23 protein-coding genes and 1 tRNA gene are annotated in these 26,415 nt (G+C 70.6%); 9 read left to right on the forward strand and 15 right to left on the reverse strand.

What is annotated here, in order from left to right; all coding sequences use genetic code 11:
* Positions 1 to 27 precede the first annotated feature (27 nt).
* Entirely contained in the window at positions 28 to 870 is an 843-nt protein-coding gene (locus NGF19_RS13895) for a MurR/RpiR family transcriptional regulator (protein ID WP_252425178.1), read from the reverse strand.
* Between the two features lie 229 nt (positions 871 to 1,099).
* On the opposite strand from NGF19_RS13895, the gene NGF19_RS13900 reads away from it, so the two are divergent.
* The gene (locus NGF19_RS13900) at positions 1,100 to 1,525 is read left to right on the forward strand and encodes a hypothetical protein (RefSeq protein WP_252425314.1); all 426 of its coding nucleotides are present in this window, start codon (positions 1,100 to 1,102) and stop codon (positions 1,523 to 1,525) included.
* Positions 1,526 to 1,791: 266 nt separating this feature from the next.
* Here the strand turns inward: NGF19_RS13900 and NGF19_RS13905 are convergent, their stop codons facing one another.
* Positions 1,792 to 3,186: a cystathionine beta-synthase gene (locus tag NGF19_RS13905; RefSeq protein WP_252425179.1), complete on the reverse strand. Its 1,395-nt coding sequence runs from the start codon at positions 3,184 to 3,186 to the stop codon at positions 1,792 to 1,794.
* Positions 3,187 to 3,367: 181 nt separating this feature from the next.
* Here NGF19_RS13905 and NGF19_RS13910 point away from each other — a divergent pair, with 181 nt between their 5' ends.
* The 3 genes from NGF19_RS13910 to NGF19_RS13920 all read left to right on the forward strand — a co-directional run bounded on the left by NGF19_RS13910 (position 3,368) and on the right by NGF19_RS13920 (position 6,894).
* Entirely contained in the window at positions 3,368 to 4,423 is a 1,056-nt protein-coding gene (locus NGF19_RS13910; protein ID WP_252425180.1) for an SGNH/GDSL hydrolase family protein, read from the forward strand.
* A 146-nt stretch (positions 4,424 to 4,569) separates the two neighbouring features.
* Positions 4,570 to 5,790 carry an acetyl-CoA C-acetyltransferase gene (locus tag NGF19_RS13915; RefSeq protein WP_252425181.1) on the forward strand — a complete coding sequence of 407 codons (1,221 nt, stop codon included), beginning with the start codon at positions 4,570 to 4,572 and terminating at the stop codon, positions 5,788 to 5,790.
* Between the two features lie 291 nt (positions 5,791 to 6,081).
* Positions 6,082 to 6,894, forward strand: a complete 813-nt coding sequence (locus NGF19_RS13920) for a hypothetical protein (protein ID WP_252425315.1) — start codon at positions 6,082 to 6,084, stop codon at positions 6,892 to 6,894.
* Between the two features lie 68 nt (positions 6,895 to 6,962).
* Here NGF19_RS13920 and NGF19_RS13925 read toward each other — a convergent pair whose 3' ends face one another.
* Positions 6,963 to 7,274, reverse strand: a complete 312-nt coding sequence (locus tag NGF19_RS13925; protein ID WP_252425182.1) for a hypothetical protein — start codon at positions 7,272 to 7,274, stop codon at positions 6,963 to 6,965.
* A 112-nt stretch (positions 7,275 to 7,386) separates the two neighbouring features.
* On the opposite strand from NGF19_RS13925, the gene NGF19_RS13930 reads away from it, so the two are divergent.
* Entirely contained in the window at positions 7,387 to 7,614 is a 228-nt protein-coding gene (locus NGF19_RS13930; protein WP_252425183.1) for a DUF4287 domain-containing protein, read from the forward strand.
* Positions 7,615 to 7,715: 101 nt separating this feature from the next.
* Here the strand turns inward: NGF19_RS13930 and NGF19_RS13935 are convergent, their stop codons facing one another.
* Complete coding sequence (locus NGF19_RS13935) at positions 7,716 to 8,606, reverse strand: Bax inhibitor-1/YccA family protein (protein WP_252425184.1); 891 nt, start codon at positions 8,604 to 8,606, stop codon at positions 7,716 to 7,718.
* A 376-nt stretch (positions 8,607 to 8,982) separates the two neighbouring features.
* Here NGF19_RS13935 and NGF19_RS13940 point away from each other — a divergent pair, with 376 nt between their 5' ends.
* Positions 8,983 to 11,451, forward strand: a complete 2,469-nt coding sequence (locus NGF19_RS13940; RefSeq protein WP_252425185.1) for a SpoIIE family protein phosphatase — start codon at positions 8,983 to 8,985, stop codon at positions 11,449 to 11,451.
* Positions 11,452 to 11,885: 434 nt separating this feature from the next.
* On the opposite strand, the gene NGF19_RS13945 is transcribed toward NGF19_RS13940, so the two are convergent.
* The 9 genes from NGF19_RS13945 to NGF19_RS13985 form a co-directional block, all read right to left on the reverse strand.
* Entirely contained in the window at positions 11,886 to 13,016 is a 1,131-nt protein-coding gene (locus NGF19_RS13945) for a phosphoenolpyruvate carboxykinase (ATP) (protein WP_252425186.1), read from the reverse strand.
* A complete protein-coding gene (locus NGF19_RS13950) occupies positions 13,013 to 13,939 on the reverse strand; it encodes a lactate/malate family dehydrogenase (protein ID WP_252425187.1) in 927 nt (308 codons plus the stop codon). The genes NGF19_RS13945 and NGF19_RS13950 overlap by 4 nt, the downstream gene beginning before the upstream one ends.
* The gene (locus NGF19_RS13955) at positions 13,936 to 14,790 is read right to left on the reverse strand and encodes a hypothetical protein (protein ID WP_252425188.1); all 855 of its coding nucleotides are present in this window, start codon (positions 14,788 to 14,790) and stop codon (positions 13,936 to 13,938) included. The genes NGF19_RS13950 and NGF19_RS13955 overlap by 4 nt, the downstream gene beginning before the upstream one ends.
* A gap of 587 nt (positions 14,791 to 15,377) precedes the next feature.
* On the reverse strand, positions 15,378 to 15,821 hold the full coding sequence (locus NGF19_RS13960) for an ATP-binding protein (RefSeq protein WP_252425189.1): 444 nt from the start codon (positions 15,819 to 15,821) through the stop codon (positions 15,378 to 15,380).
* A gap of 92 nt (positions 15,822 to 15,913) precedes the next feature.
* Positions 15,914 to 16,624: a hypothetical protein gene (locus NGF19_RS13965; protein ID WP_252425190.1), complete on the reverse strand. Its 711-nt coding sequence runs from the start codon at positions 16,622 to 16,624 to the stop codon at positions 15,914 to 15,916.
* 36 nt (positions 16,625 to 16,660) lie between these two features.
* Positions 16,661 to 17,134, reverse strand: coding sequence for a hypothetical protein (locus NGF19_RS13970; protein WP_252425191.1), 474 nt, complete (start codon positions 17,132 to 17,134; stop codon positions 16,661 to 16,663).
* 85 nt (positions 17,135 to 17,219) lie between these two features.
* Positions 17,220 to 17,804 (reverse strand): hypothetical protein, encoded by a 585-nt coding sequence (locus tag NGF19_RS13975; protein WP_252425192.1) that lies wholly within the window; start codon positions 17,802 to 17,804, stop codon positions 17,220 to 17,222.
* 92 nt (positions 17,805 to 17,896) lie between these two features.
* A complete protein-coding gene (locus NGF19_RS13980) occupies positions 17,897 to 19,147 on the reverse strand; it encodes a helix-turn-helix domain-containing protein (RefSeq protein WP_252425193.1) in 1,251 nt (416 codons plus the stop codon).
* Positions 19,148 to 19,288: 141 nt separating this feature from the next.
* Positions 19,289 to 19,615, reverse strand: coding sequence for a hypothetical protein (locus NGF19_RS13985; RefSeq protein ID WP_252425322.1), 327 nt, complete (start codon positions 19,613 to 19,615; stop codon positions 19,289 to 19,291).
* A 228-nt stretch (positions 19,616 to 19,843) separates the two neighbouring features.
* Here NGF19_RS13985 and NGF19_RS13995 point away from each other — a divergent pair, with 228 nt between their 5' ends.
* Positions 19,844 to 20,332: a hypothetical protein gene (locus tag NGF19_RS13995; RefSeq protein ID WP_252425194.1), complete on the forward strand. Its 489-nt coding sequence runs from the start codon at positions 19,844 to 19,846 to the stop codon at positions 20,330 to 20,332.
* Positions 20,333 to 21,046: 714 nt separating this feature from the next.
* Here NGF19_RS13995 and NGF19_RS14000 read toward each other — a convergent pair.
* A tRNA-Leu gene (locus tag NGF19_RS14000) sits at positions 21,047 to 21,129 on the reverse strand.
* Between the two features lie 431 nt (positions 21,130 to 21,560).
* Here NGF19_RS14000 and NGF19_RS14005 point away from each other — a divergent pair.
* The gene (locus tag NGF19_RS14005; protein ID WP_252425195.1) at positions 21,561 to 22,331 is read left to right on the forward strand and encodes an ABC transporter ATP-binding protein; all 771 of its coding nucleotides are present in this window, start codon (positions 21,561 to 21,563) and stop codon (positions 22,329 to 22,331) included.
* Between the two features lie 73 nt (positions 22,332 to 22,404).
* Positions 22,405 to 24,933 (forward strand): ABC transporter permease, encoded by a 2,529-nt coding sequence (locus NGF19_RS14010; protein ID WP_252425196.1) that lies wholly within the window; start codon positions 22,405 to 22,407, stop codon positions 24,931 to 24,933.
* Positions 24,934 to 24,998: 65 nt separating this feature from the next.
* On the opposite strand, the gene NGF19_RS14015 is transcribed toward NGF19_RS14010, so the two are convergent.
* A complete protein-coding gene (locus NGF19_RS14015; protein ID WP_252425197.1) occupies positions 24,999 to 26,291 on the reverse strand; it encodes an SAM-dependent methyltransferase in 1,293 nt (430 codons plus the stop codon).
* Positions 26,292 to 26,415: the final 124 nt, after the last annotated feature.

Consider the following 26,415-nt stretch of genomic DNA (forward strand, 5'->3'; position numbering starts at 1 on the left):
GCCCCGGGCCTCAGCCCGAGGAGCAAGTCAATCCACGAACAGCCCTCTGGCCGCCGCCCGCGTATCGAACTCCTCCAACCGGGCCTGGGCGTCCGGCAGGTCGTCGCACATCGCTTCCAGCAGGACCCGGCCGAGCAGCATCGGCGCGCAGACCGTGTCGAAGGCAAGGCCGGTGCCGACCGCGGCCGGCAGCAGCAGGTCCGAGGCCTTCGCCACGGGCGCGAACGCCGAGTCGGCGACCGTGACCACCGTCAGGCCCGTCTGCTGGGCGTAGGCCAGCGCGTCCACGACCTCGCGCGGATGCCGGGGCAGCGCGAAGCACAGCAGGGCGCTCGCACCCGCCCTGACCGCCGCGTCGATCCGGTCCTGGAGCATCGTGCCGCCCTCGTGGAGCAGCCGTACGTCCGGATGGACCTTCGCGGCGAAGTAGGCGAAACCGTACGCCTGGGAGGCCGCGGCGCGCAGACCGAGCACCGGCAGGGGGCGGGACGCGGCGAGGATCCGGCCCGCCCGCCGCACCGGCCGCGGATCGGCCAGTACCTGCGCCAGATGACGGAGGTTCTCGATCTCGGCCTCGACGGCCTGCTGGTAGGCGTTGCGGGCCCCCGCGTCCGTCGTCCGCTCGGCGGGCGCGACCTCGCGCAGATGTCTGCGCAGCGCCGGGTAGCCGTCGAAGCCGAGGGCGACCGCGAAGCGGGTCACGGAGGGCTGGCTGACCCCGGCGAGTTCGGCCAGTTCGACGCTCGACAGGAACGGCACGTCGGCGGCCCGCCGCACCATGCTGTGCGCGATACGCCGCTGGGTCGGCGTCAACCGGTGCCCCTCGAAGAGCGCCTGCAGCCGTGCGGCAGGACTGTCGGTCACGCCCATGACGTGCTCCCCCTCTCGAACCGGACATCGCCTCGTGCTGCCCGACCACCGGAGAACTATTCAAACACCAGGAAGCCTGCATGGCGATATGCAATCCGGGCGTCCGGCGGCCCTCACCGCAGGGGCCCCGCCCCATGAGACCCGCGCCGCAGGAGACCCCACCGCAAGAGGGGGGTTACCCCCAGTGCCGCGGCACCGGCCGCTCTCTACCGTGGTGAGCATGACGGGAATGGACGCGCGGGACGCCGACCTCAAGAAGGACCTGGACGCCGGCCTGCGAGCCCGCAAGGAGCTGGGCGAAGAGTACGAGTCCGCGCTGATCGAGTCCTTCCTGGAGAAGGTCGACCAGCGGATCGACAGCACGATCGACCGCCGGGTGCGGCGGCAGCTCGCCGAACAGCAGATGGTGGTCGCGCGCGGCACCCGGTCGCCGCGGGCCACGGACTCCTGGGCCGAACGCTTCGGCTTCGGCATCGTGTCGCTGGTCCTCGCGGCCCCGCTCTCGGCGATCGGTGGCGGCCTCGGCGGCCGGGCCGGTCTCCTGATCGCCTGGCTCGGCATCGTCGGCGTCAACGTGGCGCAGGCCGCGCGCACCACTCCCGGCTTCTTCGGCCGCCGCGACCGGGCCGCCGAGGACAGCGACTGGCGGGACTGAACGCGCCGACCACCACCCCTGAGAGGGAAGCGAACGCGGGGACCGCCGCACCCCCGTTCCCGGGGGTCGGGACGGCGGCGGTCCCCGCGAGGGACGCGGGCCGGGTCAGGGCCGTACGTCCGTGGCGTCCATGGAGGCCCGGGAGCCGCTCCGGAAGTCCGTGGCGCCGTGTGGTCACCACCCTGCCGGACCCATGTGAAGCGGGTGCTACGCGCAGATGACGCGTGTGTTCCGCGCCCGGGAAGCCAGGTGTCGCCGCGCGTCGGCTACTGCTTGCCGCCGCCCTTGGCCAGGAACGCCAGCAGGTCCTGGCGGCTGACCACACCGGTGGGCTTGCCCTCGACGAGCACGATCGCCGCGTCGGCACCGCCGAGCACGGCCATCAGGTCCGCCACCGGCTCACCGGAACCGACCTGCGGCAGCGGCTCCGACATGTGCTTCTCCAGCGGGTCCTCCAGCGAGGCGCGCTTGGTGAACAGGGCGTCCAGCAGCTCGCGTTCGACGACGGAGCCCACGACCTCGGCGGCCATCACGTCCGGGTGACCCGCGCCCGGCTTGACGATCGGCATCTGCGAGACGCCGTACTCACGCAGCACCTCGATGGCCTGACCGACCGTTTCGTCGGGATGCATGTGCACGAGGGAGGGGATGGAGCCGCCCTCCTTGTCGCTGAGCACATCACCGACGCGGGCGCTCGGACCGGCGTCCTCCAGGAAGCCGTAGTCCGCCATCCACTCGTCGTTGAAGATCTTGCTCAGGTAGCCGCGACCGCTGTCCGGCAGCAGGACGACGACGACATCGTCCGGGCCGAGCCGCTCGGCGACCCGCAGCGCCGCCACGACCGCCATCCCGCAGGAGCCGCCGACCAGCAGCCCCTCCTCCTTCGCCAGGCGCCGGGTCATCTGGAAGGAGTCCTTGTCGGACACGGCGACGATCTCGTCGGCGACCGTACGGTCGTACGCGGTCGGCCAGAAGTCCTCACCGACACCCTCGACGAGATACGGACGCCCGCTGCCGCCGGAGTAGACGGACCCCTCGGGGTCGGCGCCGACGACCTTGACGCGCCCCTCGCTCACGTCCTTCAGATAGCGGCCGGTGCCGGAGATGGTCCCGCCGGTGCCGACACCCGCGACGAAGTGCGTGATCTTCCCCTCCGTCTGCTCCCACAGCTCCGGACCGGTGGAGTGGTAGTGCGAGAGCGGGTTGTTGGGGTTGGAGTACTGGTCGGGCTTCCAGGCGTCCGGGGTCTCACGGACGAGGCGGTCGGAGACGTTGTAGTACGAGTCGGGGTGCTCGGGCGCGACGGCGGTCGGGCACACGACGACCTCGGCCCCGTAGGCACGCAGCACGTTGATCTTGTCCGTGGACACCTTGTCGGGGCACACGAAGATGCACTTGTACCCCTTCTGCTGGGCCACGATCGCCAGGCCCACGCCGGTGTTGCCGCTGGTCGGCTCGACGATCGTGCCCCCCGGCTTCAGCTCGCCGCTCTTCTCGGCCGCCTCGATCATGCGCAGGGCGATGCGGTCCTTCACGGAACCGCCGGGATTGAAGTACTCGACCTTGGCGAGCACGGTCGCCTGGATGCCGGCGGTCACGCTGTTGAGCTTCACCAGCGGGGTGTTGCCGACGAGGCTGATCATCGAGTCGTGGAAATGCACCGTTGTCTCCGGTCGCTGCAAAGGACGTGGTCGTTGATGGTTCCGCCAGCGTAAGCGCTCGCCGGGCCCGGGTGGTCCCGGGCGGGCGGGCCGCCCCGGACGTTACGTCCTGTCGAGATTGGACGACGGGGCGTACGGGGCAAGCACTGGGTGTACGGCTACGAGGAGGTGGCGGCGACGCATGTCGAGCATGTCCAGAGCCAGAGTGGCACGGCGCATCGCGGCGGGCGCGGCGTACGGCGGTGGCGGGATCGGCCTGGTGGGAGCGGCTGCCATAGGGCTGGTGCTGGCGGAGGTGCAGATGGCCAAGCGCCATGTGGGCAACGGCCACGCCCCGCACCCGCCGAGCGCCGACGGCGTGTACGGCTGGGAGGGCCTCCGCGCGGGCGCGGCCGGGGAGGACGATGCCCCGGTGCCCCTGCGGCTGACGATGCTCGGCGACTCCACGGCCTCCGGGCAGGGCGTGCGCCGCTTCCGCCAGACGCCCGGGGCGCTGCTGGCCTCGGGGCTCGCGGCCGTCGCGGAGCGCCCGGTGGAGCTGCGCAACGTGGCGCTGGCCGGGGCCCAGTCCGACGACCTGGACCGCCAGGTGACGCTGGCACTGCGGGACCATGACCGGCTGCCCGACATCTGCGTCATCATGATCGGCGCGAACGACGTCACGCACCGCATCCCGCCGACCCGCTCCGTGCGCCATCTGTCGGCGGCGGTCCGCCGGTTGCGTACGGCGGGCGCGGAGGTCGTCGTGGGCACCTGCCCCGACCTGGGCACGATCGAACCGGTGCAGCAGCCCCTGCGCTGGCTGGCCCGCCGGGCCTCACGGCAACTGGCCGCGGCCCAGACGATCGGCGCGGTCGAGCAGGGCGGCCGTACGGTGTCCCTGGGCGATCTGCTCGGCCCGGAGTTCGAGGCGAACCCGCGCGAGCTGTTCGGCCCCGACAACTACCACCCCTCCGCGGAGGGCTATGCCACGGCGGCGATGGCGGTCCTGCCGACGGTCTGCGCGGCCCTCGGCCTGTGGCCGGCCGAGGAGGAGCGCCCGGACGTCTCGCGCCGCGAGGGCTTCCTGCCGGTGGCCCGCGCCGCGGCCGAGGCCGCCTCCGAGGCGGGCACCGAGGTCGCCGCCGCCGTGCCGACGGGTCCGCGGGGCCCGTGGGCCCTGCTCAAGCGCCGCCGTCGGCGGCGGCTGCCGACCCCGGACGCCGCACCGGCTCCCGCTCCGGAGGCCACGGTGTGACACTTGAGGGTTCACTCGGAGGACTCGGAAGGGGAAAGCAAGCGCTTAGGAAAGTGCGGTCGGCGTCACACTGCCGCGCTGGTGACCCGCACCGTACGTGCGGGTAACTTCGCCCACAGCCCTGCCTTCCTCGCACTGGAGCCGTCATGCCCGAAGCCGTCATCGTCTCGACCGCCCGCTCCCCCATCGGCCGCGCCTTCAAGGGCTCCCTGAAGGACCTGCGCCCCGACGACCTCACCGCCACGATCATCCAGGCGGCCCTCACCAAGGTCCCCGAGCTGGACCCGAAGGACATCGACGACCTGATGCTGGGCTGCGGCCTGCCCGGCGGCGAGCAGGGGCACAACCTCGGCCGGATCGTCGCCGTGCAGATGGGCATGGACCACCTCCCGGGGTGCACCATCACCCGCTACTGCTCCTCCTCGCTGCAGACCTCGCGGATGGCCCTGCACGCCATCAAGGCCGGTGAGGGCGACGTCTTCGTCTCCGCCGGTGTCGAGATGGTCAGCCGCAGCGTCAAGGGCACCTCCGACGGCCTCCCGGACACCCACAACCCGCTCTTCGCCGAGGCCGAGGCCCGCACCGCCGCGGTCGCCGCGTCCGAGGGCGCCGACTGGCACGACCCGCGCGAGGACGGCCTGGTCCCCGACGCGTACATCGCGATGGGCCAGACCGCCGAGAACCTCGCCCGTCTCAAGGGCGTCACCCGCGAGGAGATGGACGCGTTCGGCGTCCGCTCGCAGAACCTCGCCGAGCAGGCCATCGCGAACGGGTTCTGGGAGCGCGAGATCACCCCGGTGACCCTCCCGGACGGCACCGTCGTCAGCACGGACGACGGCCCGCGCGCCGGAGTCACCCTGGAGGGCGTCGCCGGTCTCAAGCCCGTCTTCCGCCCCGACGGCCGCGTCACCGCGGGCAACTGCTGTCCCCTCAACGACGGCGCCGCCGCGCTGGTCATCATGAGCGACACCAAGGCCCGCGAGCTGGGGCTCACGCCGCTCGCGCGGATCGTCTCCACCGGTGTCTCCGCACTCTCCCCCGAGATCATGGGCTACGGCCCCGTCGAGGCCAGCAACCAGGCCCTCAAGCGGGCCGGTCTCACCATCGGCGACATCGACCTCGTCGAGATCAACGAGGCCTTCGCCGCCCAGGTGATCCCCTCCTACCAGGACCTGGGCATCCCGCTGGAGAAGCTGAACGTGAACGGCGGCGCCATCGCCGTCGGCCACCCCTTCGGCATGACCGGCGCCCGCATCACCGGCACGCTGATCAACTCGCTCCAGTGGCACGACAAGCAGTTCGGCCTGGAGACCATGTGCGTCGGCGGCGGCCAGGGCATGGCCATGGTCATCGAGCGCCTGAGCTGACGCACCCGCCCTTACCGGCCTGAGCTGACGGCACCCGCCCTCCCGTGAGCGGCCCGGAGCCTCGCGTCCTTCGAGGCTCCGGGCCGTTCCGTGATCCAATCTCCCCCAGGATGTGATCTAACTCCCTCCACCGGGCATCGGCCCAGGTCAGAGCCCGTTCGGCGGGGTACCGCAGCGACAGGAACCTGTCCGTTTCGTGACGTTACGCACTGACAGGTGGCGAGTCCGCCCGCCAAGCTGAGGTAGGAAGTCGGGGTCGACTGTGAACCGGGAGTACGTTCAGTGAGCACCATGCCGATCGCTCTGCTGCTCACCACGGCCGCCACCGCGGGCGTGGGCGTGGCTGTCCTGTGCTCCGTGCGGGCACTGCGCCGCCAGGTCGCGGCCCTGCACAGCGAACTCACCGCGAGCCGCGCCGCGCAGACGCGAGGGCTGGTGCCCGCCGCCCGCCCCACCGCCGACACGGAGGAGATACGCACCGCCGTGTCCCAGGCGCTCGCCGAGGAACGGGAGCGCGAACTGGCCGAGGCACGCGCCTTCTGGGCCGCTCAGGAAGCCCGGGACCTCGCCGACCTCCCGCCGCTGCCCGGCCTGTCCGACGCCGAGATCTTCCTGCCCCGCCAGTCGGACTTCGCGGGCCTGGAGCACGACAGCCTGGAGCCGGTGGCCGAGCCCGCCGCCGACGAGAGCGGGTTCGCCGGGAGCACCCCCGTGGACGCGGGCGGAGACTCGCCCGACCTGGCCGCGGCCCGCCGCCGCCACCCCTCGCACCCCGACTTCGTCCCGGCGCCGTCGCCGATCATCAGCGACCACGAGCAGACGATCGCCTGCCTGGAGGACCTGGCCGCCGCCCGCACCGAACTCGCCGATGTCCGCCCGGGGCCGCTGGGCACCCTCGACATCTATGTCTTCGCGGACGGTACGACGCTGTGCATGACCCCGGGCCACCGCGAGACCGCGGAGCGCCTGATCGCGGCCCTGGACACCGGCCGCGCCCCGGTCCTGCTCGGCGGCTCGGGCGTCTCGGGTGCGTACGCGCTCACGTTCGCGTGCGGCGAGGAGAGCGTCTACGTCCTCGCGGACCGCGTGGTCGCGTCCCTGTAGAGGCCCTGTAGACGACGCCGCGGGAACCGCCGTACGAACCGCCGCAGCCAACGGCCGCCCCGCGCCGCTCAGATCCCGGCGCGCTTCAACGCCTCTTCCACGAGGGTCACCGCCGTCTCGAGTTCCTCCGGGTCCCGCAGGACCAGCGCCAGGTCGTGCGCCGCGACCGTGATCTGGTCGGCGGCGGCGAACATGCCCGCGTCCGGCATCTCACGGGGCTCGGCCGCGGGCTCCTCCAGAAGCTGGGCGCGCCGCGCCAGTTCCCTGGCCAGCCCGAGCGCCTCGGCCGCCGCCCCCCGCTGCAACCTGCTCTGCGGAGCGGCCCGCAACCGGTCGGCGAAGTGGTCAACGGCCCGGGTCAAAGGCGTCGTATCAAGCACCCCGCGAGACTACGCGCCCAGGTGGGACCGGTGCCAACGGACTGTTGCCAACGGGCGAACGCTCAGGCACGGTGACGAGAAGGACCGGCCACGAGAGCGCCCGGAGGCGCCGATGTCCCACGTCTTCTCCGAAGAGACCCATCGCAATCTGCTCGCCCGTATCCCCCAGTGCACTGGCCGTGAAGTCTCCGAATGGCTGCGCACCGTCGACGAAGGCCCCGCTCTCTGCTTCGAGGAGAAGGTCCACTGGCTCCGGCACGAGCACGATCTCGCGTACGGCCATGCCAAGGCGATCGTCCACGAGTACGGCCTGCGGCGGGCCGCGCGCAAGCTGCTCTGAGCACGCCCTCGCAGACGGGCGAAGGGCCCGCGAACCGTGGGGTTCGCGGGCCCTTCGCCTGTGTTCCGTGTTCCGTGTTCCGTGGCAGTTCGTCCGGAACGTCAGTCGCTGCTGCTGAAGATGGCGACCAGCCGCAGCATCTCGACGTAGATCCACACGAGGGTCATGGTCAGACCGAACGCGGCCAGCCAGGCCTCCTCGCGCGGCGCGCCGTAGGCGATGCCGTCCTCGATCTGCTTGAAGTCGAGGGTCAGGAAGAACGCGCCGAGCAGGATCGCGATCACGCCGACGATGGCGCCCAGCGGGCCCATGCTGCGCAGCCCGCCGTCGGGGGCGACCCCGAAGACGACCAGGAGCATGTTGACCGCCGTGGCCAGGACGAAGGCGATGGCGATGGCCATGCCGATCCGGGCGTACCGCGCGGTCACCCGGATCCAGCCCGCCTTGTAGACGAGCAGGGTGGCGCCGGAGACCGCCATGGTGCCGAGCACGGCCTGGAAGGGCGCGCCGGCCCACCGGGCGTTGTACATCTCGCTGATGACGCCCAGGAAGACGCCTTCGAAAGCGGCGTACCCGAGGATCAGCGCGGGCACCGGCTTGCGCTTGAAGGACTGGACCATCGCCAGGACGAACGCGACGAGGGCCGCGCCGATCGCGAGGCCGTAGCTGCTGGGCGTGACCGGAAGGACCGCCCAGGCGAGGATCGCCGTGACGGCGACCGTGCCGAGCGTCATCGCCGAGCGCATGACGACGTCGTCCATCGTCATCCGGCCGGTGGTGGCCGGGGCCTGCGGCGGGGCGCCGTACGGCGCCTGCGGGGCGTAGGGGTTCTGGGCGTACGGGTTACCGGTCGCGTACGGGTTGCCCTGCGCATACGGGTTGCCCTGCGTTCCGGCAGCGGCTCCCCCGGCCTGCGGCGCGGTGTTGAAGCCCGCGTAGCCGTTGTCGCGGCTGAACCCCCGTCGCGAGAAGACCGGGTTGCTGCTCCTCATTTCACTCCTCCATGGCCACCCTGCGCGGCCTTGGGCTCAAGAGTAATAGGTAGGCAAAGGATTGACTCTAGTGCTTGGGGAGGATCTTTCCCTTGTCCTTGTCGGCAACACGGTACGCGTACGGGTGATTCCTGGCACAGAACCCCGCGGACCCTGACCAACTCGGTACCTGGCCGAGACCGGCCGCTGACCGAACCGGCGCCGCAACATCACTCCGATGGCCGACGGCCGACGTCCCACCCGCCAGGGCCCCGGTGGCCCCGGCGCCCGCCACGGCGCTGAGGGCCGGTCAGGACGGAGGTCGGGCGGCGCCCACGCGGGGCCGTGCGCATCGGACGGCCAAGCAGGAACATTGACCGTGGAGAGGATGAGATGGATGTCTCCCGGGCGAAACGGCTCCGATGTGCCGCTGTCCGCAGGACCACGCGATCTCTTCGACGCGTCCAGTGACGCGACGGCGGTGGTCCGCGCGGACGGGCTCGTGCTGGGCTGGACCCGTCCCGCCGAGGCGCTTCTCGGCTATCGGGCCCGGGAGGTGGTCGGCGACTCCGCCGCGCGGCTGCTGGGCATGCGCGGAGACCCGGTCCGCGTCGCGAGTGTCGCGGTGCGTTGCCGCGCGGGGATGGGGTGGAGCGGTCTGGTCCTGCTGCGGCGCCGCAATGGCGAGCGCGTCGAGGTCGATCTGCGGGTGTCCGCGTCCTTTCGGCTCGGCCCGGACGAGTGCTTCCTGATCTCGGCGCGCGAGCGCAAGCAGCAGTGGACGGTGGGCCAGTCCGTGCTCGACGGCTTCCTCACCCGCTCCCCGGTCGGCATGGCGGTTCTGGACGTCCAGCTCCGCTACGTCTGGCTGAACGACACCCTGGAACGCTTCGGCGGGGTGCCCCGTGAGCAACGGTTGGGGCAGCGGGTGACCGACATCCTGCCGGGCATGGACGCCTCCACCCTCGAGGCCCTGATGCGCAAGGTGCTGCTGACCGGGATACCGGTCCTCGACCACGAGTACGTGGGGTGGAGCTGGGCCGATCCGTATCGCCAGCGCGCCTACTCCTGCTCGTTCTTCCCCCTGGTGGACGCCGACCAGTCCGTCACCGGCGTCTGCTACATGGTCATGGACATCACCGAACGGTGGAAGGCACGTCAGCTCCTGATGCTGGTCAACGAGGCCGGGACCAGTGTGGGCAGGACCCTGGACATGGCGCGGACAGCCCAGGAACTCGCCGATTTCGCCGTTCCCCGCTTCGCGGACTTCGTCGTCGTCGATCTGCTGGAGTCCGTCCTCAGCGCCCAGGGGCAGGGGGTGTGGCTGCCCGAGGCCGAACTGTCGGTCGCCCGGCCGTTGATGCGCCGGACAGGCATGAGTTCGGTGCGGGAGGGCTGCCCGGAGGCGGTCGCGCGGATCGGGGACACGGTGGACTTCGACCCGGTGCCCCGCCAGGCGAATCTGCTCGTCCATGGCGAACCGATCTTCGTACCGGTCATCGATCCGGCGACCCCGCTGTGGGACGACGAAGAGTCCGACCGGAACACACGCGTCCGCGAGTTCGGACTGCACTCCCTGATCTGTGTGCCGATGCGGGCGCGGAACACCGTCCTCGGCCTCGCCACGTTCATGCGGTCGCAGAACCCGGTGCCCTTCGACGCGGACGATGTCCTGCTGGCCCGGGAAGTGGTGGCGCGGGCGGCGCTCGGCATCGACAACGCCCGCCGCTTCAGCCGGGAGCACACGGCGGCGGTCACGCTGCAGCACAGCCTGCTGCCGCACGCCCTGACCGGCGGCACGGCGATGGAGGTGGCGTCGTTCTATCTGCCGGCCAACGCGGCAGGCGGGGTCGGCGGCGACTGGTTCGACGTGATCCCGCTGTCCGGCGCCCGGGTGGGTCTCGTCGTCGGCGACGTGGTCGGGCACGGCATCACCGCGGCGGCGACCATGGGCCGGCTGCGTACCGCGGTGCAGACCCTCGCCGACATGGATCTGCCGCCCGACGAACTCCTCGCCCATCTCGACGACCTCGTGCTCCGGCTGAGCGAGGAGGAGGACGACGGCGACGGTGACGGCGCGGACCGGACCAGTACGACCGTGCTCGGGGCGACCTGTCTCTACGCCGTCTACGATCCGGTGGCGCGGCGCTGCGCGATGGCGCGGGCCGGTCATCCGCCCCCGGTCGTGGTCACCCCCGAGGGGGAGGTGTCCTATCCCGAGCTTCCCGCGGGGCCGCCGCTCGGCCTCGGCGGGCTGGCGTTCGAGGCCGCCGAGATCGAGCTGGCCGAGAACAGCCTGCTCGGGCTGTACACCGACGGGCTCCTGCTGGGCGCCGACCGCGACATGGAGCTGGGCATGACGCGGCTGGGAGAGTCGCTGTCCCAGCCCTCCGAGAGCCTTGAGGCGCTGAGTTCGAGTGTGGTGCGGCATCTGGTGCCCGTGCCTCAACCCGACGACGTGGCCCTGCTGTTGGCCCGTACCCACGCCCTGAGCCCCGACCAGGTCGCCGAGTGGGACGTGCCCCTCGATCCGGCCGCCGTCGGCGACGCCCGCGCCCGGGTCATCCGCACGCTGGAGGACTGGGGCCTCGCGGAACTGGCCGTCACGACGGAACTCATCGCCAGTGAGCTGGTCACCAATGCGATCCGCTACGCCTCGGGGCCCGTACGGCTACGACTGCTCCGGAACGGCCGGCTGACCTGCGAGGTCGGCGACGCCAGCAGCACCTCCCCGCGGCTCCGGCACGCCCGGAGCACGGATGAGGGCGGCCGTGGCCTCTTCCTCGTGGCCCAGCTCTCCCATCGCTGGGGCACACGCCATACATCCGGCGGCAAGATCATCTGGACCGAGCAGGAGATCCCCTGAGGCGCCGTATGTCGGAGGTGCCCGGAACCGGACTCGAACCGGCATAGGCGAACGCGCCGACCTGCGCTTTCCTCGAACTCCCAGCTCGGGCGCCCGGATCAGCCCGGACCAGCCCGACCCAGCACGCGGCCCGTGTTCCCGTGGGAACACACGCCGGGAGCACGGCGCCCCGCCCCGACCGGCTGCCGGGAGCGGCCCCGTGCGACAGGTTCACATGGGGTGAGGGCCTTGGTGCAGGCAGACCAGGGCCCTCGGTCCCGGGCTGGCGCCTCCCACGGGGGTCAGCATCGAGGCCAGCCGGGACGGGTGGCCCGCCCCGGGCACGGGGCCCTCGCGGGAGGGGTGCAGGTCCTGCGGCACGGGAGCCGGTCACTTGTGCCGCGACCGACCCGGGACGGGGTCTCCCCGCTGGGGCGGTAGTGGGATCCTGCCGCTCAGTCAGACTCGGTGATCTTGGCGAGGAAGTCAGCGTTCGCCGCCACGTCGTGCCCGAGCACGACGCAGTGGTGCGGAAGCGCGGCCAGGCGCCGGGCGACTTCCTGACGGGACTCGGCGGTGCCGCCGCCGTCGACCCGCGCGAGTTCGAACACGTCGGGGTAACGGTCCTCGGTCTTCCCGCTCATGAAGTCGTGGTCGCTCAGGGACCGGCTGCGCTCCTGCAAGGCCGGGGCAGCTCCGGCCTCGATCCGAGGGAACACCAGGACCGTGGCCTTGCCGCCGGTCGCCAGGGGCAGTCCGAACCAGCGCACGAACTGGTCAGGGAACACCTGTGCCTTCAGCTCCTTGCCGTCCTCCCACAGCGGCTCGCAGAGCCCGGCGAGCAAGGCCTCAGTGACCCGCTGGTCCTGCGTCGGGTGCAGCGCCTCGCCGCCGGTCAGCCGTTCGCGGGCGATGTCGAACCAGCCGAGGGCATCCAGCAGACCGAGGCCGATCGCGGCTGCCGACGGCCACGGCAGTACGTCCACGCCCCCGCCGTCGTTGGGCCGGACGAACACGCGGTCGTTGGCCAGCAGCCCGAGGCCGTGCCGGTGGGCCATGGCCAAAGCGGCGGTTGTCTTGCCTGCGCCCTTCTTGCCGAACGTCAGGATCACACGGCCGTCCTGGACGACCGCGGAGGCGTGCAGCACCGACCAGCCGTCCCGCAGCAACGTCCCGCGCATCACCTCGCGCGCCAGGCGCGCGGTCGCGGTCGCAACCGGCCCAGGATCGCGCCCGAGGATCGTCAGGTTTGCCACGCCGGGCTCGGACCGGTAGGCGAGTGCTTCCTCTGGGCAGACGCCGCGGATCACGCCCGCGGCCTGGTCGTGGGCGAGGAGCAGCTGCGCCTTCGCGTAGGTGGTGCTCGTGTGCGGGGCCCGTGTCACCTCGAGCGCCGCATCCGCGTACCTGTCCGGGTCGACCTCGGCGGTGACGAGCGGCCCGGCGCAGACGCTCTCCGGCGGCACACCGGCGGCCTTCCACCACGGTCCGAAGTAGCGGGCAGACCAGTCGGTGACGGCCCGCTCGGTGGAAACGACGGTCACGGCCGCATCGGCGGCCTCCAGACGGACAGCGTGAGTGGTCACGAATTCCTCCCTGATGGAAGCGATTGAGATGGGATACCGCGCATGGCCTGGTAGGCGGCGCGGAGCTTGGTACGGGCGGCCTCCAACTGCCGGGCCTCGGTGTCGTCCAGCGGAGGCAGGAACGGTAGGTGACGGCCGCTGGTGAACCGCAACGGGATTCCGCAGCAGTCCTCCCGGTACGGGACAGACAGCTCGGCCATGCCGTCCTCGGCACCGAGCGCCAGGCGCAGCGCGGACACCACAGCACCGGCAGGGCCGCACCGGGTGCGCCCGATCCCGGCACTGATCCGGCCTGGCCGCCCGGCCAGCTCGTCGCGTACCTCCTGAAGGGGGACAGGTACGGGATGTCCGTTGACGGTGGTCGAGGAGGCGCAGACAACGGCCGAGTCCCCGTGCTCGCCGATGACATGGCCGCGCACCACGGCGACGGGCACATCCAAGAGCCGTGCGAGGGTGAGCCGGTACCGCGCGCTGTCGAGGTTGGAACCGATCCCGAACACCCGGGGGCAGCCGGACTCCTCAGCGAACAGGCGCGTCATCAGGTCCACGGGGTTGGTCACCATCAGCACTGTCCCCTGATAGCCCCGCATCTGAGCGGCGAGAGCGCGGACGGCCGGAGCGTTCGCCTGCACCCCGGCCATCCGCACGTCCCGGCTGCGGTCGTTGGTGAACTGGGCCCTCACGGCGACCACGAAGGCCGGGCAGTGACGCAGCTCGTCCACAGTCGCAGGCGTTGGCAGAACCGAGGAGCCGAGGGCGGCGCGCATGTCGTCCAGGTCGTCGGCCAACGCGGCGGCCTGAGCAGGCGTGCGGGAGACCACGAGGAGCCGATCGGACAGCCCCGCGGCCACCAGAGCGCCACCGACGGTCTGCCCGACCGCTCCCGCGCCGACCACGCCCACGGCCGGTACTACGGCCGTCACGAGGCCACCGCCAAAGCCATTGAGATGGCGAGGTCCCAGACGTCCCGCACCGCAGCCCGGTCGGTGAGAGCTTCACTCACCACATCGACGAGGGAACTCACCGGTACGGCCCGGTCAACAAGCGCCGCTCCGAGGGCGGGCAGCGGCAACGCGGCCGGGGCGGACAGATACGTCGTCAGGATGTTGACGGTGTCCATCAACCAGAGCGTCAGCAGCCCGCGCAGCAGGACATCGCGGTCCCGGCCGGACAAGCCCGTCACCTGAGACTCAGCGAACTTCTCGATACCGCCGACGACGCGCCAAGCCGTTCCCGCGCTGGGCCGGTGCGCGGCCAGGAACAGAACGGTCCGGCTGATCAGCTTGGCCAGGTCCGTCATGGGGCTCGCCCGTAGAAGGCCAGGGTCGAGCAACACCGGCCGCCCATCGGGCCCGTCGGGGAAGAAGACGTGCTCGGGTTTCAGGTCTCCGTAGGCAAGAGTCGTGCTCTCCGTCGAGGGCAGTGCCATCCGCAGCCGCCGCAGACGATCCACACTGCCTCGCACCAGATCAACCGTCTCCTCGCGCGGGCCAGGCCCGCACCGCTCGGCACCGAGCCGGTCAACGTAGGCGGCCCCGGACAGGCCGTTGAACTTCCGGAGGAAGGTGCCCGCGATGCTGCGCTCCCCGATGACACCGCTGGGATCCAGACGGCTTAAGGAGCCTGGCTGGTGCAGCGGGCGCAGCTCGGCGAACGGGCGGGTCAGCAGCTCGCACGTCTCGCCCGGGTGTGCCAGCAGCAGCTCCCCGAGAGACGGCCCGGTCACCGGCTCGGTGAAGATGACGCCGCGCCGGATCCCGGCGACGGCGCACACCCGGGGTCGGTCCATGCTGGTGAGGACGCGTAGCTGTGCGGCCTCTCGCACGAGAAGGCCGTCCGGCTGTGCCACATACGCCTCTTGAGCCCGACGAACCTCGGACCAGGAGCCGCACGCACCACGCAGCAGGGACACCAGGGAGACACCCAGGACGGACGTCTTCGCGTACAGGACACGCTCGCCAACGCGGGCGCGGTGCACGTACCCGGTGACGCTGGGCACGTGACCGTCCAACAGGACGGGCTCGTCAGGCCATATGTCGGCAGCAGCCCGGTGGATCTGTGCGGCGGCGTAGCTGAATACGTCAGCTATACCGGGCGGGGTGAACTCTTGTTGAGCAGGAACGGCATACACACCGATGGTCACGAACGCCTCCTCGGGCTGCTCGTTATCCGTGAACGTGTGAACCCGGCTGCCCCACCAGGGCAGGGGAACCCCGGCAGGCGTCTCCGATCGACGGCGAGGGCGTCGGGTGTCGCCTCGGCCTCAGGAGTGTCAGCGGGGGCTGGTGACCCACCCCGGGCCAGGGGCTCCGCAAACGATCTCGCGCGGCGGTACGGCCGTGTCAGCGCAGCGGCTGGTGATCACTCGCTCACCTCCGACCAAACGCGTTTGCCCCAGCCGTATCGAATGACCCCCCAGTCGCTGGACAGCGCGTTGACCAGGCGCAGCCCCCGTCCCCCCTCGGCCAGCAGGTCGCTCTCCTGGAGCTGGGGCAGGGTCCGGCTCCGGTCGGTGACCGCGATGCGCACCCGAGAACTGGTCGTGCGGGTCACCGTGACCCGCACGACCGCGCCCCGACCGTGGCGGACCGCATTACTCATCAACTCCGAGACCACCAGCGTGGCGTCCTCGGCGAGCTGCTCCAGGTGCCACACGGCCAGCGCCAGGGCCACCATGGCTCTGGCGTCCTCCGCGGCCTGCTCGTCCCGCTGTATCACTCCGGTGTACGCCGGGGCTCCGGTGGCCGAGGCGACCGGCCGCAGCCAGTCCTCTCTCCCGGTCTGGCGGCTGGTGATGCTCGCCATGCTGACGCCTCCAAGCAGTGTGCTCGTACGGTGATCTCAGTGGGTGGATCCGGTCGTCTCGTCGCGGCTGGCCCGAAGCGGACGTCGATGAATCAGGAGGCCAGTTCCACGACCCTGGCGAACTCCGCCTCCAGCCGGTCACGGCCGAGGGCAGCCCACTCCTCGGCCAGGTTGGCCGGTCGCACGCCTTGGAGTTCCACGACCATCCGGGAGGCCACCGTCCAGGCGGCCAGCGGCGACTCACGCCGGACGTTGGCCATAACGGCCCTCACCTGGAGCGTCTTGGGGTCGTAGACGTTGCCGACCACGCCCCAGAACGGGGCGTGTTGCACCCACGCCGCCGTGAACTGCCCCCTGATCGCCGGACAGAGCTGGACGGAGATCGCGGCGCACGGCACGCACACGGGCGGACTCCCGGTCGTCTCGCCCTCGGTGATCGGTCCGCCCATGCTCTTGGCGAGGAACAGGTACGGGCCTTCGTAGTCCGGCGACGTCGGCCGCCTACAGATCTGGCACAGCAGATCCAGCATGCAGCGGCGTTGCCGGTACGGATGGATGGTCTTGAGGCGCGGGCTCCCGCGCCGTGCCTTCGGCAGGATCGTCGGGCGCACCCACGGCACACCGAAACTGTCCCGGTCGTGATCCGTCTCGTCCTCGAAACCAAGACGCCCGCGAAACGGCGCCTTGATGAGCTGCGGCGTCACGACCTCTTCCCGGCTGTACCCCGCGATATACGGCACGATCCCGAGCGGAGCTGGCGGCAGCATCGAGCAGCGCCGCGCGGTCTTCGGCAGTGTCCTCACGTTCCCCTCCTTCAATGCGTTGGCGCGCGTAGCGGGTCAGGCCACCAGGTGGATCGCCACCGCGGCGACGAGCCCCGCGAGCAGCAGCGCGTACGCGCCGACCGCCCAGGTGACCCGCGGGTGCCGCTGGCGGATGATCCGCCAGGCGTCCAGGCCGGTGCGCCCGTCGGCCCGCGCACGGATACCGAAGCCGCTCACGGAGATGGTCACGAACTGGAGGGCGGGCTGGCCGCTCTGCTGGGTGGTGTTCATGGGGTTCCTTTCCAGGGGGACGGGGCGGGCGTAGGGCCGCGCGATGACGGAGGGAGGCTCCTCGGAGCGAGGCTCCAGGAAGTAACTTCGGGCTCGGCGCTCGACGGCGGCGAGGCAGTACTGGCACAGGTAGATCGGGGCGTCCTGCCCGGCGTACCGAGCGGGTCCCACCCACGTCACCGGGAGACTGACGCGCTCGCACTTCCAGCAGGTACCCGTGGTCCACCCGACGAGGACCGTGCCGTACTGATCCGTCACCCGGAGGCCACCCCGTAAGCGAGCGCGCCCAGGACGGCCAAGACGATCAGCACGTACACGATCTGGCCCGCCAGGCTGTCCGGCCTCACGTCGCGCACGACCGGCCAGCATCCGCATCCGAATCCGTGGCTCGGCGGTAGTCCCGCGCGCGCTGCACTACCGCCCACACCAACCGCGGATCGCACAGCTTCGTGGGCGAGTTCAGGGCAACGCACCAGTACGAGCGCCCTTGCCAGAGCCCGGGGTCGAGCGCGGGGACACCCAGGTAGCAGTCTCTGCCGAGGCAGGCCACGCCGGGCCAGGCCTGCGGATTCCACCGCCGAGCGGTACTTTCGGAGACCAGGGCGTAGTACGCGTCAGAGATCCGGTCCCGGAACACCGGTCCGCCCCTCAGGACACGGAGAAGGAATTCGTCCACGTCCTCGTCGTCGCCCGTCTTCGCGGCCACCCGCATGAGCTCGCCCGGAATCCGGACCGCGCCGAAGGTCTCGCCGGCTGCCAGCAGCGCTACGCCGTGCTCCCGCCAGTCCGTGCAGGCCTGCACCGGGTCCTCGGCCGCGGACAGGAGCCACCGAGAGACCGCGAGGCCTCGCTCCCGCCGCGTCGCCAGGTCGACGCCTTGTACGGCAAGCTGCTTGTCCGTGAGCGTGCTCGCAGTATCCGCAGGCATGGTCACGCCTCCACGATCATGGTGATGCGTCTCACACAAGTGACCGTAGAGGCGTGCACACAGCATCGCCGACCGGAATCCGGTCGGTACGTTCAAGCAGCGAGAATGCCGACCTTCACCGCCAGCTCCGACGCCCGCCTGCGCCGGACGGCCTGCGTCGACTCGATCTCCTCCAGCAAGATCGACCGGGCGTAGCCGTTGTACCGGATCGTTTCCGGCGCAGCTTCAAAGGCCTTCTCCAGCGAGGCGATTGCCACATCCGGCTGGCTGTCGAGCTGGTAGCCGCGGGCCTCCTCGATCCGGTGCCGGGCCCGGCGCGGGCGGGACTGGATCGCAGCCCGTTCTGCCCGAGCCGCCTGCCGTACCGACTCCCCTCCCTGGTGCAGCTCGACCGCGACCGTCACGGCATGGGCGCCCATGATGGCCTGGCCGAAGCTCGTCACCGGGTGGACGTAGTCGCTCGGCAGGCGCTTCGCCATGGCCTCCGCCTTGTCCCAGTGCCCCCACGCGGTACCGGTCTCCCGTCGGCGGGCTGCGGTGTAGCCGAGCTCAAACTCCAGCGCTCCCGCGATGGCGAGGACATCGTCGCTCGCCTCCGGCAGCAAGGGCTCCAGGAAGCGGACGGCTTCCAGGTTGATGGCGTCGGCAGCGTCGAAATGCTGCCGCCCGGAGTCGCGATGCGCCTGGGCCAGCAGCCAGGCAGCAACGCCGATCGCGTGCGGGTCTGCGGAGTCCTCTGCCGCGACCATGCCCCGCTCGGCGACGCGCCACAGCAGAGCGGCGTCGGGCTGGTAGGCGACGAAGAACTGGCTCAGGCTGTACGTCTGCGACAGGAGAGCTTGAGCGTGGCGCCGTCCGTTGGCGGTTTCAGCGTGCCGGACGAGGGCCTGGCCGTCCCGGATCAGGTCCGGCAGCAGCCTCCCGATGGTCTCCCGATGGTTCTTCGCGGCGTGCCTGGCTTTCCACGCCGCGTGCAGGCGGGCCTCCAGGTGCGCGACGGGCGGCGGCTCGGCGCTGGAGCCGAGGGCGAAGTTGTCGATGGCCGCTTTCACCGCGGCAAGCCGCGGATGGCCAGGCCCGACGAAGAGGTCAACATGCATGTCTGGGAGGCCTGTCAGGTCGGCAAGGTCGCGCACTCGGAGAGCCTCGGCGATCCTCAGCACCAGGTCGAGACGTGGCGCCTGCTGCTGCCCATTCTCGATCTTGCGGAGGGTGTGCGATGAGAGCCCTACGAGATCAGCGAGTTGGACTTGGGTCATTCCGCGGCGCTCGCGGAGAATCTGCACCCGCTGTCCGAACTTCAGCGGATCGGCGTACGGGTCCGGGGTAGCATCAGATGGCACGGTCTCGCCCCTCTCTGAACAGCTCGTCACTGTCAGGGTATGGGCGAGACCTTTCTCATGTAGCCCCTTATGGGTGTTCCAGGCCTCCGGAAACCTCTAATCCGCGCGCTCCTGACGGGACAGCACCTGCACCCGAACGGGTCAACGACGGGTCGGCAACCGGTACTCGTCCGTCTGGAACCCGTGGACCGCGAGGCGCAGCCTCCACCCGGTCTCTCCCACGCCCTCGCTGCGCACCAGCTCGGGGCTGTAGGCCTCGGGGGCCGGGCGCCCAGCGTCTTCCCAGGCGGCGAGCCAGGTGCGCAGGATCGTGAGGGGCGGGGAGTCCGGACGGTCGGCGAGGAGCGTGCCGTCGGCGGCCGTCTGCTGGACCTGGCCCGCAAAGAGCCCCGGCAGCACGCCACAGAAGCCGCAGACTCCATCCGCCAGGCCATTGCCCGGCGCGGCCCGGAAGCTGGCCGAAGCCATGCCCTCGACATGATCGGTTTGGCCGAGTGCCATTTCCTCATGGGCGACGTGACAGGCGCCGCCGATCTCACCACAAGCGCGGTCGAGGCGGCTACCCGCACGCAGTCAGCAAGGGTGAGGACGCAGCTCGGCCGACTGTACCCGTACACGGTCGGCCGGGGCGTCTCACCTCGCGTGGCCGAGGCGCGCACTATGATCCGCGATCTGCTGTCGAACTGAGGGAACACTGTGACAACCATCGCCGTGACGGGGCACATGGACCTGACCGATGCCAGCGTGCCCCTGGTACGCGACGCCCTGCGAGAGATGCTGAAGCCGCATGCTACGGACCTGACAGGCGTCTCCTGCGTCGCCAGGGGGGCTGACTCCCTGTTCGCGGACATCGTGCTGGAGCTGGGTGGCCGCCTGGTCGCGGTCATCCCGTCGAAGGACTACCGGCAGACCAAGGTAAAGCCCGACCACGCGGTCATGTTCGACCGGCTCATCGCGGCGGCTGCCGAGGTGTCTGTCCTCGAACACGAGACCGCTAACCGGTCGGCGTACGAAGACGCGAACCGGACGCTCCTGACGCGGGCTGATCGTCTCCTGGCCGTATGGAACGGCGAACCGCCGTCGGGTAGTAAGGGCGGAGGCACTGCGGACACCGTCCTCGAAGCCCGCGCAATCGGCCTGCCTGTAGATGTCGTCTGGCCGGACGGTGCCGCCCGGCAGGTTTAGATGCGGTTCTCTGCCGCCCGTTGCCCAGCCTGCGACCTGATGGAGCAGCGCCCTTCAGCGGCGAGTCGACAGCCGGTACTCGTCCGTCCGGAACTCCCCGCTCGTGAGGCGCAGCTTCCACCCGGTCTCTCCCGAGCCCTCGCAGTGCACCAGTTCGGGGCTGTAGGTCTCGGGGGCCGGGCGCCCGGCGGCTTCCCAGGCGGCGAGCCAGGTGCGCAGGATCGTGAGGGACGGGGAGTCGGGGCTGTCGGCGATGATCGTGCCGTCCTGCTGGATGACGGCGGCCGAGGTCGGGGTCGAGTGGCCGATGGTCCACAGGTCCGGGCGTAGCCCGGCATGGTCAGGTGCGGATCGGCAAGGGCCGCGGCGAAGGTTCGCCAGGATGGCCAGTCGACTTCGGGTCCGGTGTACGGCTCCGTGTGGGGGTCTCCACTGCTGACCGTTGTCGTTGACCGCGTCGCGAAACGTCTCAGCGGCTGCGCGACCGTCCTCGTCGCCGTCGAACCGCTCGTTCTGCCACGGTGCGTGCTTGGCACCCCCGAGCCTCCATCGAACCTGGTAGCTCGATAACGCTCCGGTCTTGCCTCTACGCGCAATTACGCTCGCTTCATGCCAGGGGAGGCTACCCGGGATGTTCCCGTGGTGTTCCCGTGACATTGCGGTGAGTCAACGGTCTTCGGTTGTTTCCGCTGATCAGTGACTTGAGATCGGAGGTGCCCGGAACCGGACTCGAACCGGCACGCCCGCGAGGGGCAGCGAGGTTTAAGCTCGCCGTGTCTGCATTCCACCATCCGGGCAGGCCATGGCCTCCGCATCTCGGCGTCGAGCCTATCGGGGCGGATCCCTCGAACAGCGGGCGGGCGACGCCATGTTGTCTTATTTTATTGGCGCCTGAGGGTGCATCAGCACACGCGACGGGCCATCCACACGTGCCGATGGCGCTTCCGGTCGCGACTGCGCGTGTACGGGGAATGACGGGATTTCACCGTCCGGAATGACGGCGACGCGGACAGCTCCGCACGACGTCACCCACCCCTCTTCCCACCAGGTGCGGTCCCGGGCCGTGTCATCCCCAGGTATGACACCGCCGAGGGACGGTCCGACCCGAGGCTGCCCCCAGAACCAGAACAGCGGGTGACTTCACGACTTCGATCGGCACGGATGATGGAAGACGTCCCCCTTTGACCGTCGTCCTTGACTCGACCGCCGTCCCGACAGGAGCCGTCCCGTGACCAGCACCCCCCTCGCCGACCCCATCACCGCGGTGGCCGCCCGCGCCACGGACCTGTCGAAGGTCTACGGTCAGGGCGAGACCCAGGTGGTGGCCCTGGACCGCGTCACCGTCGACTTCGAGCAGGCCCGGTTCACGGCGATCATGGGGCCCTCGGGCTCCGGCAAGTCGACGCTCATGCACTGCGTCGCCGGGCTCGACTCCTTCTCCTCCGGCTCCGTCCGCGTCGGCGACGTCGAGCTGGGCTCGCTGAAGGACAAGCAACTGACCAAGTTGCGCCGGGACAAGATCGGCTTCATCTTCCAGGCGTTCAACCTGCTGCCGACGCTGACCGCGCTGGAGAACATCACGCTGCCGATGGACATCGCGGGCCGCAAGCCCGACAAGGAGTGGCTGAACACCGTGATCGAGATGGTCGGCCTGTCCGGGCGGCTCGGTCACCGGCCCGCGCAGCTCTCGGGCGGTCAGCAGCAGCGCGTCGCGGTGGCGCGGGCGCTGGCGTCCAAGCCCGCGATCATCTTCGGTGACGAGCCCACCGGCAACCTGGACTCGCGCTCGGGCGCGGAGGTACTGGGCTTCCTGCGCAACTCCGTACGGGAGTTGGGGCAGACGGTGGTGATGGTCACCCACGACCCGGTGGCGGCGGCGTACGCGGACCGGGTCATCTTCCTCGCGGACGGCCGGATCGTGGACGAGGTGCACGCGCCGACCGCCGAGGCGGTGCTGGACCGGATGAAGCAGTTCGACGCCAAGGGCCGCACGAGCTGACCCGGCGGCCCGGTCGCCGCGGCCCCACGCCCCCTCCCCCATCCGTCGCTCAACCCAGCCCCTGGACAAGAGAATGTTCCGTACTGCCCTGCGCACCGTGCTCGCGCACAAGGCCAGGCTGCTGATGACCGTGCTCGCCGTGATGCTCGGCGTGGCCTTCGTGTCGGGCACCCTGGTCTTCACCAACACCGTCTCGGAGGCCTTCCAGAAGAGTTCCGCGAAGGGCTTCGACCAGGTCGACGTGGCCATCCAGCCGAAGACCCGCAAGAGCACCGGCGACACGCTCGGCAAGAAGCCCGAGCTGACGCAGCCGCTCCTCGACAAGGCCGCCGAGGTCCAGGGCGCCGACAGCGCCATCGGTGTGGTCGGCGGCTTCACCGCCATCGCCGACAAGGACGGCAAGCTCATCGGCGGCGGCTTCCGCACCCAGGGCGGCAACTACTGGGGCACCAAGGACATCCGGTACCCGCTGGTCAGCGGACACGCGCCCAAGGGCGCGGGCCAGGTCCTCATCGACTCCAAGACCGCCGAGCGCGCCGGGTACAAGGTCGGCGACACCGTACGGATCTCCATCGACGGACCCGTCCTCAAGCCCGAGATCACCGGCATCTTCACCACCGACGACGGCAACGTCGCCGCGGGCGGCAGCCTCGCGCTGTTCGACACGGCCACCGCCCAGCGGCTGTTCGGCAAGACCGGCGTGTACGACGAGATCGACGTGAAGGCCGCCCCCGGCACCAGCCAGGTCGCGCTGCGCGACGCCCTCGACAAGGCCCTTCCCAAGGACGTCGCCTCCACCATCACCGGCGAGAAGCTCGCCGACGACCAGGCCGCGCAGATCACCGACGCGACCAGCAGCCTGCGCACCTCCCTGCTCGTCTTCGCCGGCATCGCGCTGTTCGTCGGCACGTTCATCATCGCCAACACCTTCACGATGCTGGTCGCCCAGCGGACCAAGGAGCTGGCCCTGCTGCGTGCGGTCGGCGCCTCCCGCCGTCAGGTCACCCGGTCCGTGCTCATCGAGGCGTTCGTGGTCGGCGCGGTCGCGGCCGTCACCGGCCTGCTGGCCGGCATCGGCGTCGGCGCCGGACTGCGGGCGTTGCTGGGCTCCTTCGGTGACAGCGTGCCGGACGGGCCGCTCGTCATCTCCCCGAGCACGGTCCTCGCCGCCTTCGCCGTCGGCATCGTGATCACGATGCTGGCCGCCTATCTGCCGGCCCGCCGCGCCGCGAAGATCCCGCCGGTCGCCGCGATGAGCAGCGTCCACGCGAAGGCGACGACCAAGTCCCTCGTCGTACGCAACACCATCGGCTCCCTGTTCGCCGCGGCCGGTATCGCCACCGTCCTGTACGCCACCACGCTGAACAGCACGGACGGCCAGGCCCCGATGGGGCTCGGCGCAGTCCTGCTGATCATCGGTGTCTTCGTCCTCACCCCGCTGCTGTCCCGCCCGCTGATCGCCGCCGCCGCGCCCCTGCTGCGGGTCTTCGGGATCGCCGGGAAGCTCGCCCGGCAGAACTCCGTGCGCAACCCGCGCCGCACCGCCGCCACCGCCTCGGCCCTGATGATCGGTCTGACCCTGATCACCGGTCTGACGGTGATGGCAGGCAGCCTCCAGATCGCGATCGACAAGATGGCCGCCTCCTCGATCAAGGCGGACTACGTGGTGACGATGGCGAACGGCAATCCGCTCTCGCCCGACGTGGACCGAAAGCTCAGGTCGGCCGATGGCGTCACCACGACCAGCGCGCTGCGCTTCGCCTCCTCCCGCATCGACGGCGAGACCGAGTACGTCATGGGCGTCAACGGCGCCACGTTCACCGACCTGACCGACCTCACGGTCGACAGCGGCTCGATGAAGATCGGCGGCGCGCAGATCGTCGTCGACGAGGACACCGCCAAGTCCCGTGACTGGCACACCGGTTCACGGCTCACCGCCTCTTTCGAAGCGGGCCACAAGCAGCAGTTGACGGTCGCCGGGATCTACCGCAGCACCGCGATGATGCGCGGCATCATCCTGGACAACGCGACGCTCTCCGCGCACGCGAGCCACCCGTCCGACCTCCAGGTCATGGTCAAGATGTCCGACGGCGCCACCGCGTCGGCCAAGAGCGCGCTGGAGAAGGCGCTCGGCGACAACCCGGCCATCCAGGTCCAGGACAAGAAGGACATCTCCAACGGCATCAGTCAGTCGGTCACGCTGATGCTGAACATCCTCTACGGCCTGCTGGCCATGGCGGTGATCGTCGCGGTCCTCGGTGTCATCAACACCCTGGCCATGTCGGTCTTCGAGCGCTCGCAGGAGATCGGGATGCTGCGCGCGATCGGCCTGGACCGCGGCGGCATCAAGCGGATGGTCCGGCTGGAGTCGCTGGTGATCTCGCTCTTCGGCGGCGTGCTCGGCATCGGTCTGGGCGTGTTCTTCGGCTGGGCGGCCGGCCGGCTGGTCGGCACGCAGATCTCGACGTACCAACTGGTGCTGCCCTGGGGGCGGATGGCCGTCTTCCTGCTGCTCGCGGGGCTGGTCGGCGTGCTGGCCGCGCTGTGGCCGGCCCGGCGCGCGGCCCGGCTGAACATGCTGACGGCGATCAAGTCGCAGTAGCGGCCCATGCGTCGGGGCCCCGTCCGGCCACTCTCGACCGGACGGGGCCCCTTGTCTTCGGCCGATCAGTTCCAGGTACGGGCCCGCAGGGGCATCCCGGAGGTGCCCGGTTCGGGGGTGCGGACCGCGACGACCTGGTTGACGCCGATGCGGTTGCGCTCGAAGGCGAGGGCCGAGGCGGCCATGTAGAGGCGCCAGACACGGGCCCGGCCGGGGCTGGTGAGGCCCTGCGCCCGCCCCCACTGCGCCTCCAGGTTGGCGACCCAGCGGCGCAGCGTGAGGGCGTAGTGCTCCCGCAGGGACTCGACGTCGCGCACCTCGAACCCGGCTCGCTCCAGTTGGGTCACCGTGGTGCCGACGGGCGCGAGTTCGCCGTCCGGGAAGACATAGGCGTCGATGAACGCGTCGACGGAGTACGTGGATTCGTCCCGCTGCGGCCTGCGCGCGATCTGGTGGTTGAGCAGCCGCCCGCCGGGCCGCAGCAGGGCGTGCAGGGTACGGGCGTACTCCAAGTACCGTTCGGCGCCCACATGTTCGGCCATGCCGATGGAGGAGATGGCGTCGTACGGCCCGTCGACCACATCGCGGTAGTCCTGCACCCGGATCTCGACGCGGTCGGTGAGCCCCTCGTCGGCGACCCGCTTGCGGGCGTAGGCGGCCTGCTCCTCGGAGAGGGTGATGCCCACGACGTCGACGCCGTGCTCGCGGGCCGCGTGGACGGCCAGGGAGCCCCAGCCGCAGCCGACATCGAGCAGTCGCTGACCGGGCTTCAGATCCAGCTTGCGGCAGACGAGTTCGAGCTTGTCGCGCTGGGCGTCCTCCAACGTGCCCTCCGGGGAGTCCCAGTAGGCGCACGAGTACACCATGGACGGGCCCAGGACGATCTCGTAGAAGTCGTTCCCGACGTCGTAGTGATGGCTGACGGCGTGCTTGTCGCTGCGCCGGGTGTGCAGGTGGCCGCGGGCTCTGCGGACCTCCTCGCGCGGGGGCGCGGGCGGCGGGAAGGGACCGGCCAGCGCGGCGAGACCGCGGACGGCGGCGCGGACCTCCGGGTCGCGCAGCGCCTGGGTGAGGGTACGGGCGTCCTCACCGCGCTCCCAGATGAACCCGGCGAGCCGATCGAGGGCCGTGTAGAGGTCTCCGTCGATGCCCAGGTCCCCCGCGACCCAGGCGCGGGCGAGCCCCAACTCGCCCGGCTTCCACAGCAGTCGGCGCAGCGCCCGGCGGTTGCGTACGACCAGGACGGGAGCACCCGGCGGGCCGGCCTCCGAGCCGTCCCAGGCGCGAACACGCACCGGGAGCGGGGCTCCCAGCAACTGTTCGACGAGGCTGTTCAGCCGCTGCGCGGCGTCGACCATGGTGCACACCTCCGTGACAGGATCCCGGAATGTTCAACACCACGTAAACACCGGCGAGGCGGCGTTACAGTCCCCCGTCGGCGTCATGACTGGGCAAAATACGGGGGCTTCGGCGAAAGCGGAG

Source organism: Streptomyces macrolidinus, assembly GCF_023887685.1.
GTDB classification, from domain to species: Bacteria; Actinomycetota; Actinomycetes; order Streptomycetales; family Streptomycetaceae; genus Streptomyces; species Streptomyces macrolidinus.

Excerpts from the sequence above, each read along its gene's own strand:
- NGF19_RS13895 (WP_252425178.1), bottom strand. The coding sequence starts at position 870 with ATGGGCGTGACCGACAGTCCTGCCGCACGGCTGCAGGCGCTCTTCGAG.
- NGF19_RS13910 (WP_252425180.1), top strand. The coding sequence starts at position 3,368 with ATGTCGAGCATGTCCAGAGCCAGAGTGGCACGGCGCATCGCGGCGGGC.
- NGF19_RS13985 (WP_252425322.1), bottom strand. The coding sequence starts at position 19,615 with ATGGCTTCGGCCAGCTTCCGGGCCGCGCCGGGCAATGGCCTGGCGGAT.
- NGF19_RS13960 (WP_252425189.1), bottom strand. The coding sequence starts at position 15,821 with ATGGCGAGCATCACCAGCCGCCAGACCGGGAGAGAGGACTGGCTGCGG.
- NGF19_RS13920 (WP_252425315.1), top strand. The coding sequence starts at position 6,082 with ATGCCGATCGCTCTGCTGCTCACCACGGCCGCCACCGCGGGCGTGGGC.
- NGF19_RS13940 (WP_252425185.1), top strand. The coding sequence starts at position 8,983 with ATGTCTCCCGGGCGAAACGGCTCCGATGTGCCGCTGTCCGCAGGACCA.
- NGF19_RS13935 (WP_252425184.1), bottom strand. The coding sequence starts at position 8,606 with ATGAGGAGCAGCAACCCGGTCTTCTCGCGACGGGGGTTCAGCCGCGAC.
- NGF19_RS13915 (WP_252425181.1), top strand. The coding sequence starts at position 4,570 with ATGCCCGAAGCCGTCATCGTCTCGACCGCCCGCTCCCCCATCGGCCGC.
- NGF19_RS13975 (WP_252425192.1), bottom strand. The coding sequence starts at position 17,804 with ATGCCTGCGGATACTGCGAGCACGCTCACGGACAAGCAGCTTGCCGTA.
- NGF19_RS13930 (WP_252425183.1), top strand. The coding sequence starts at position 7,387 with ATGTCCCACGTCTTCTCCGAAGAGACCCATCGCAATCTGCTCGCCCGT.
- NGF19_RS14015 (WP_252425197.1), bottom strand. The coding sequence starts at position 26,291 with ATGGTCGACGCCGCGCAGCGGCTGAACAGCCTCGTCGAACAGTTGCTG.
- NGF19_RS13900 (WP_252425314.1), top strand. The coding sequence starts at position 1,100 with ATGGACGCGCGGGACGCCGACCTCAAGAAGGACCTGGACGCCGGCCTG.
- NGF19_RS14010 (WP_252425196.1), top strand. The coding sequence starts at position 22,405 with ATGTTCCGTACTGCCCTGCGCACCGTGCTCGCGCACAAGGCCAGGCTG.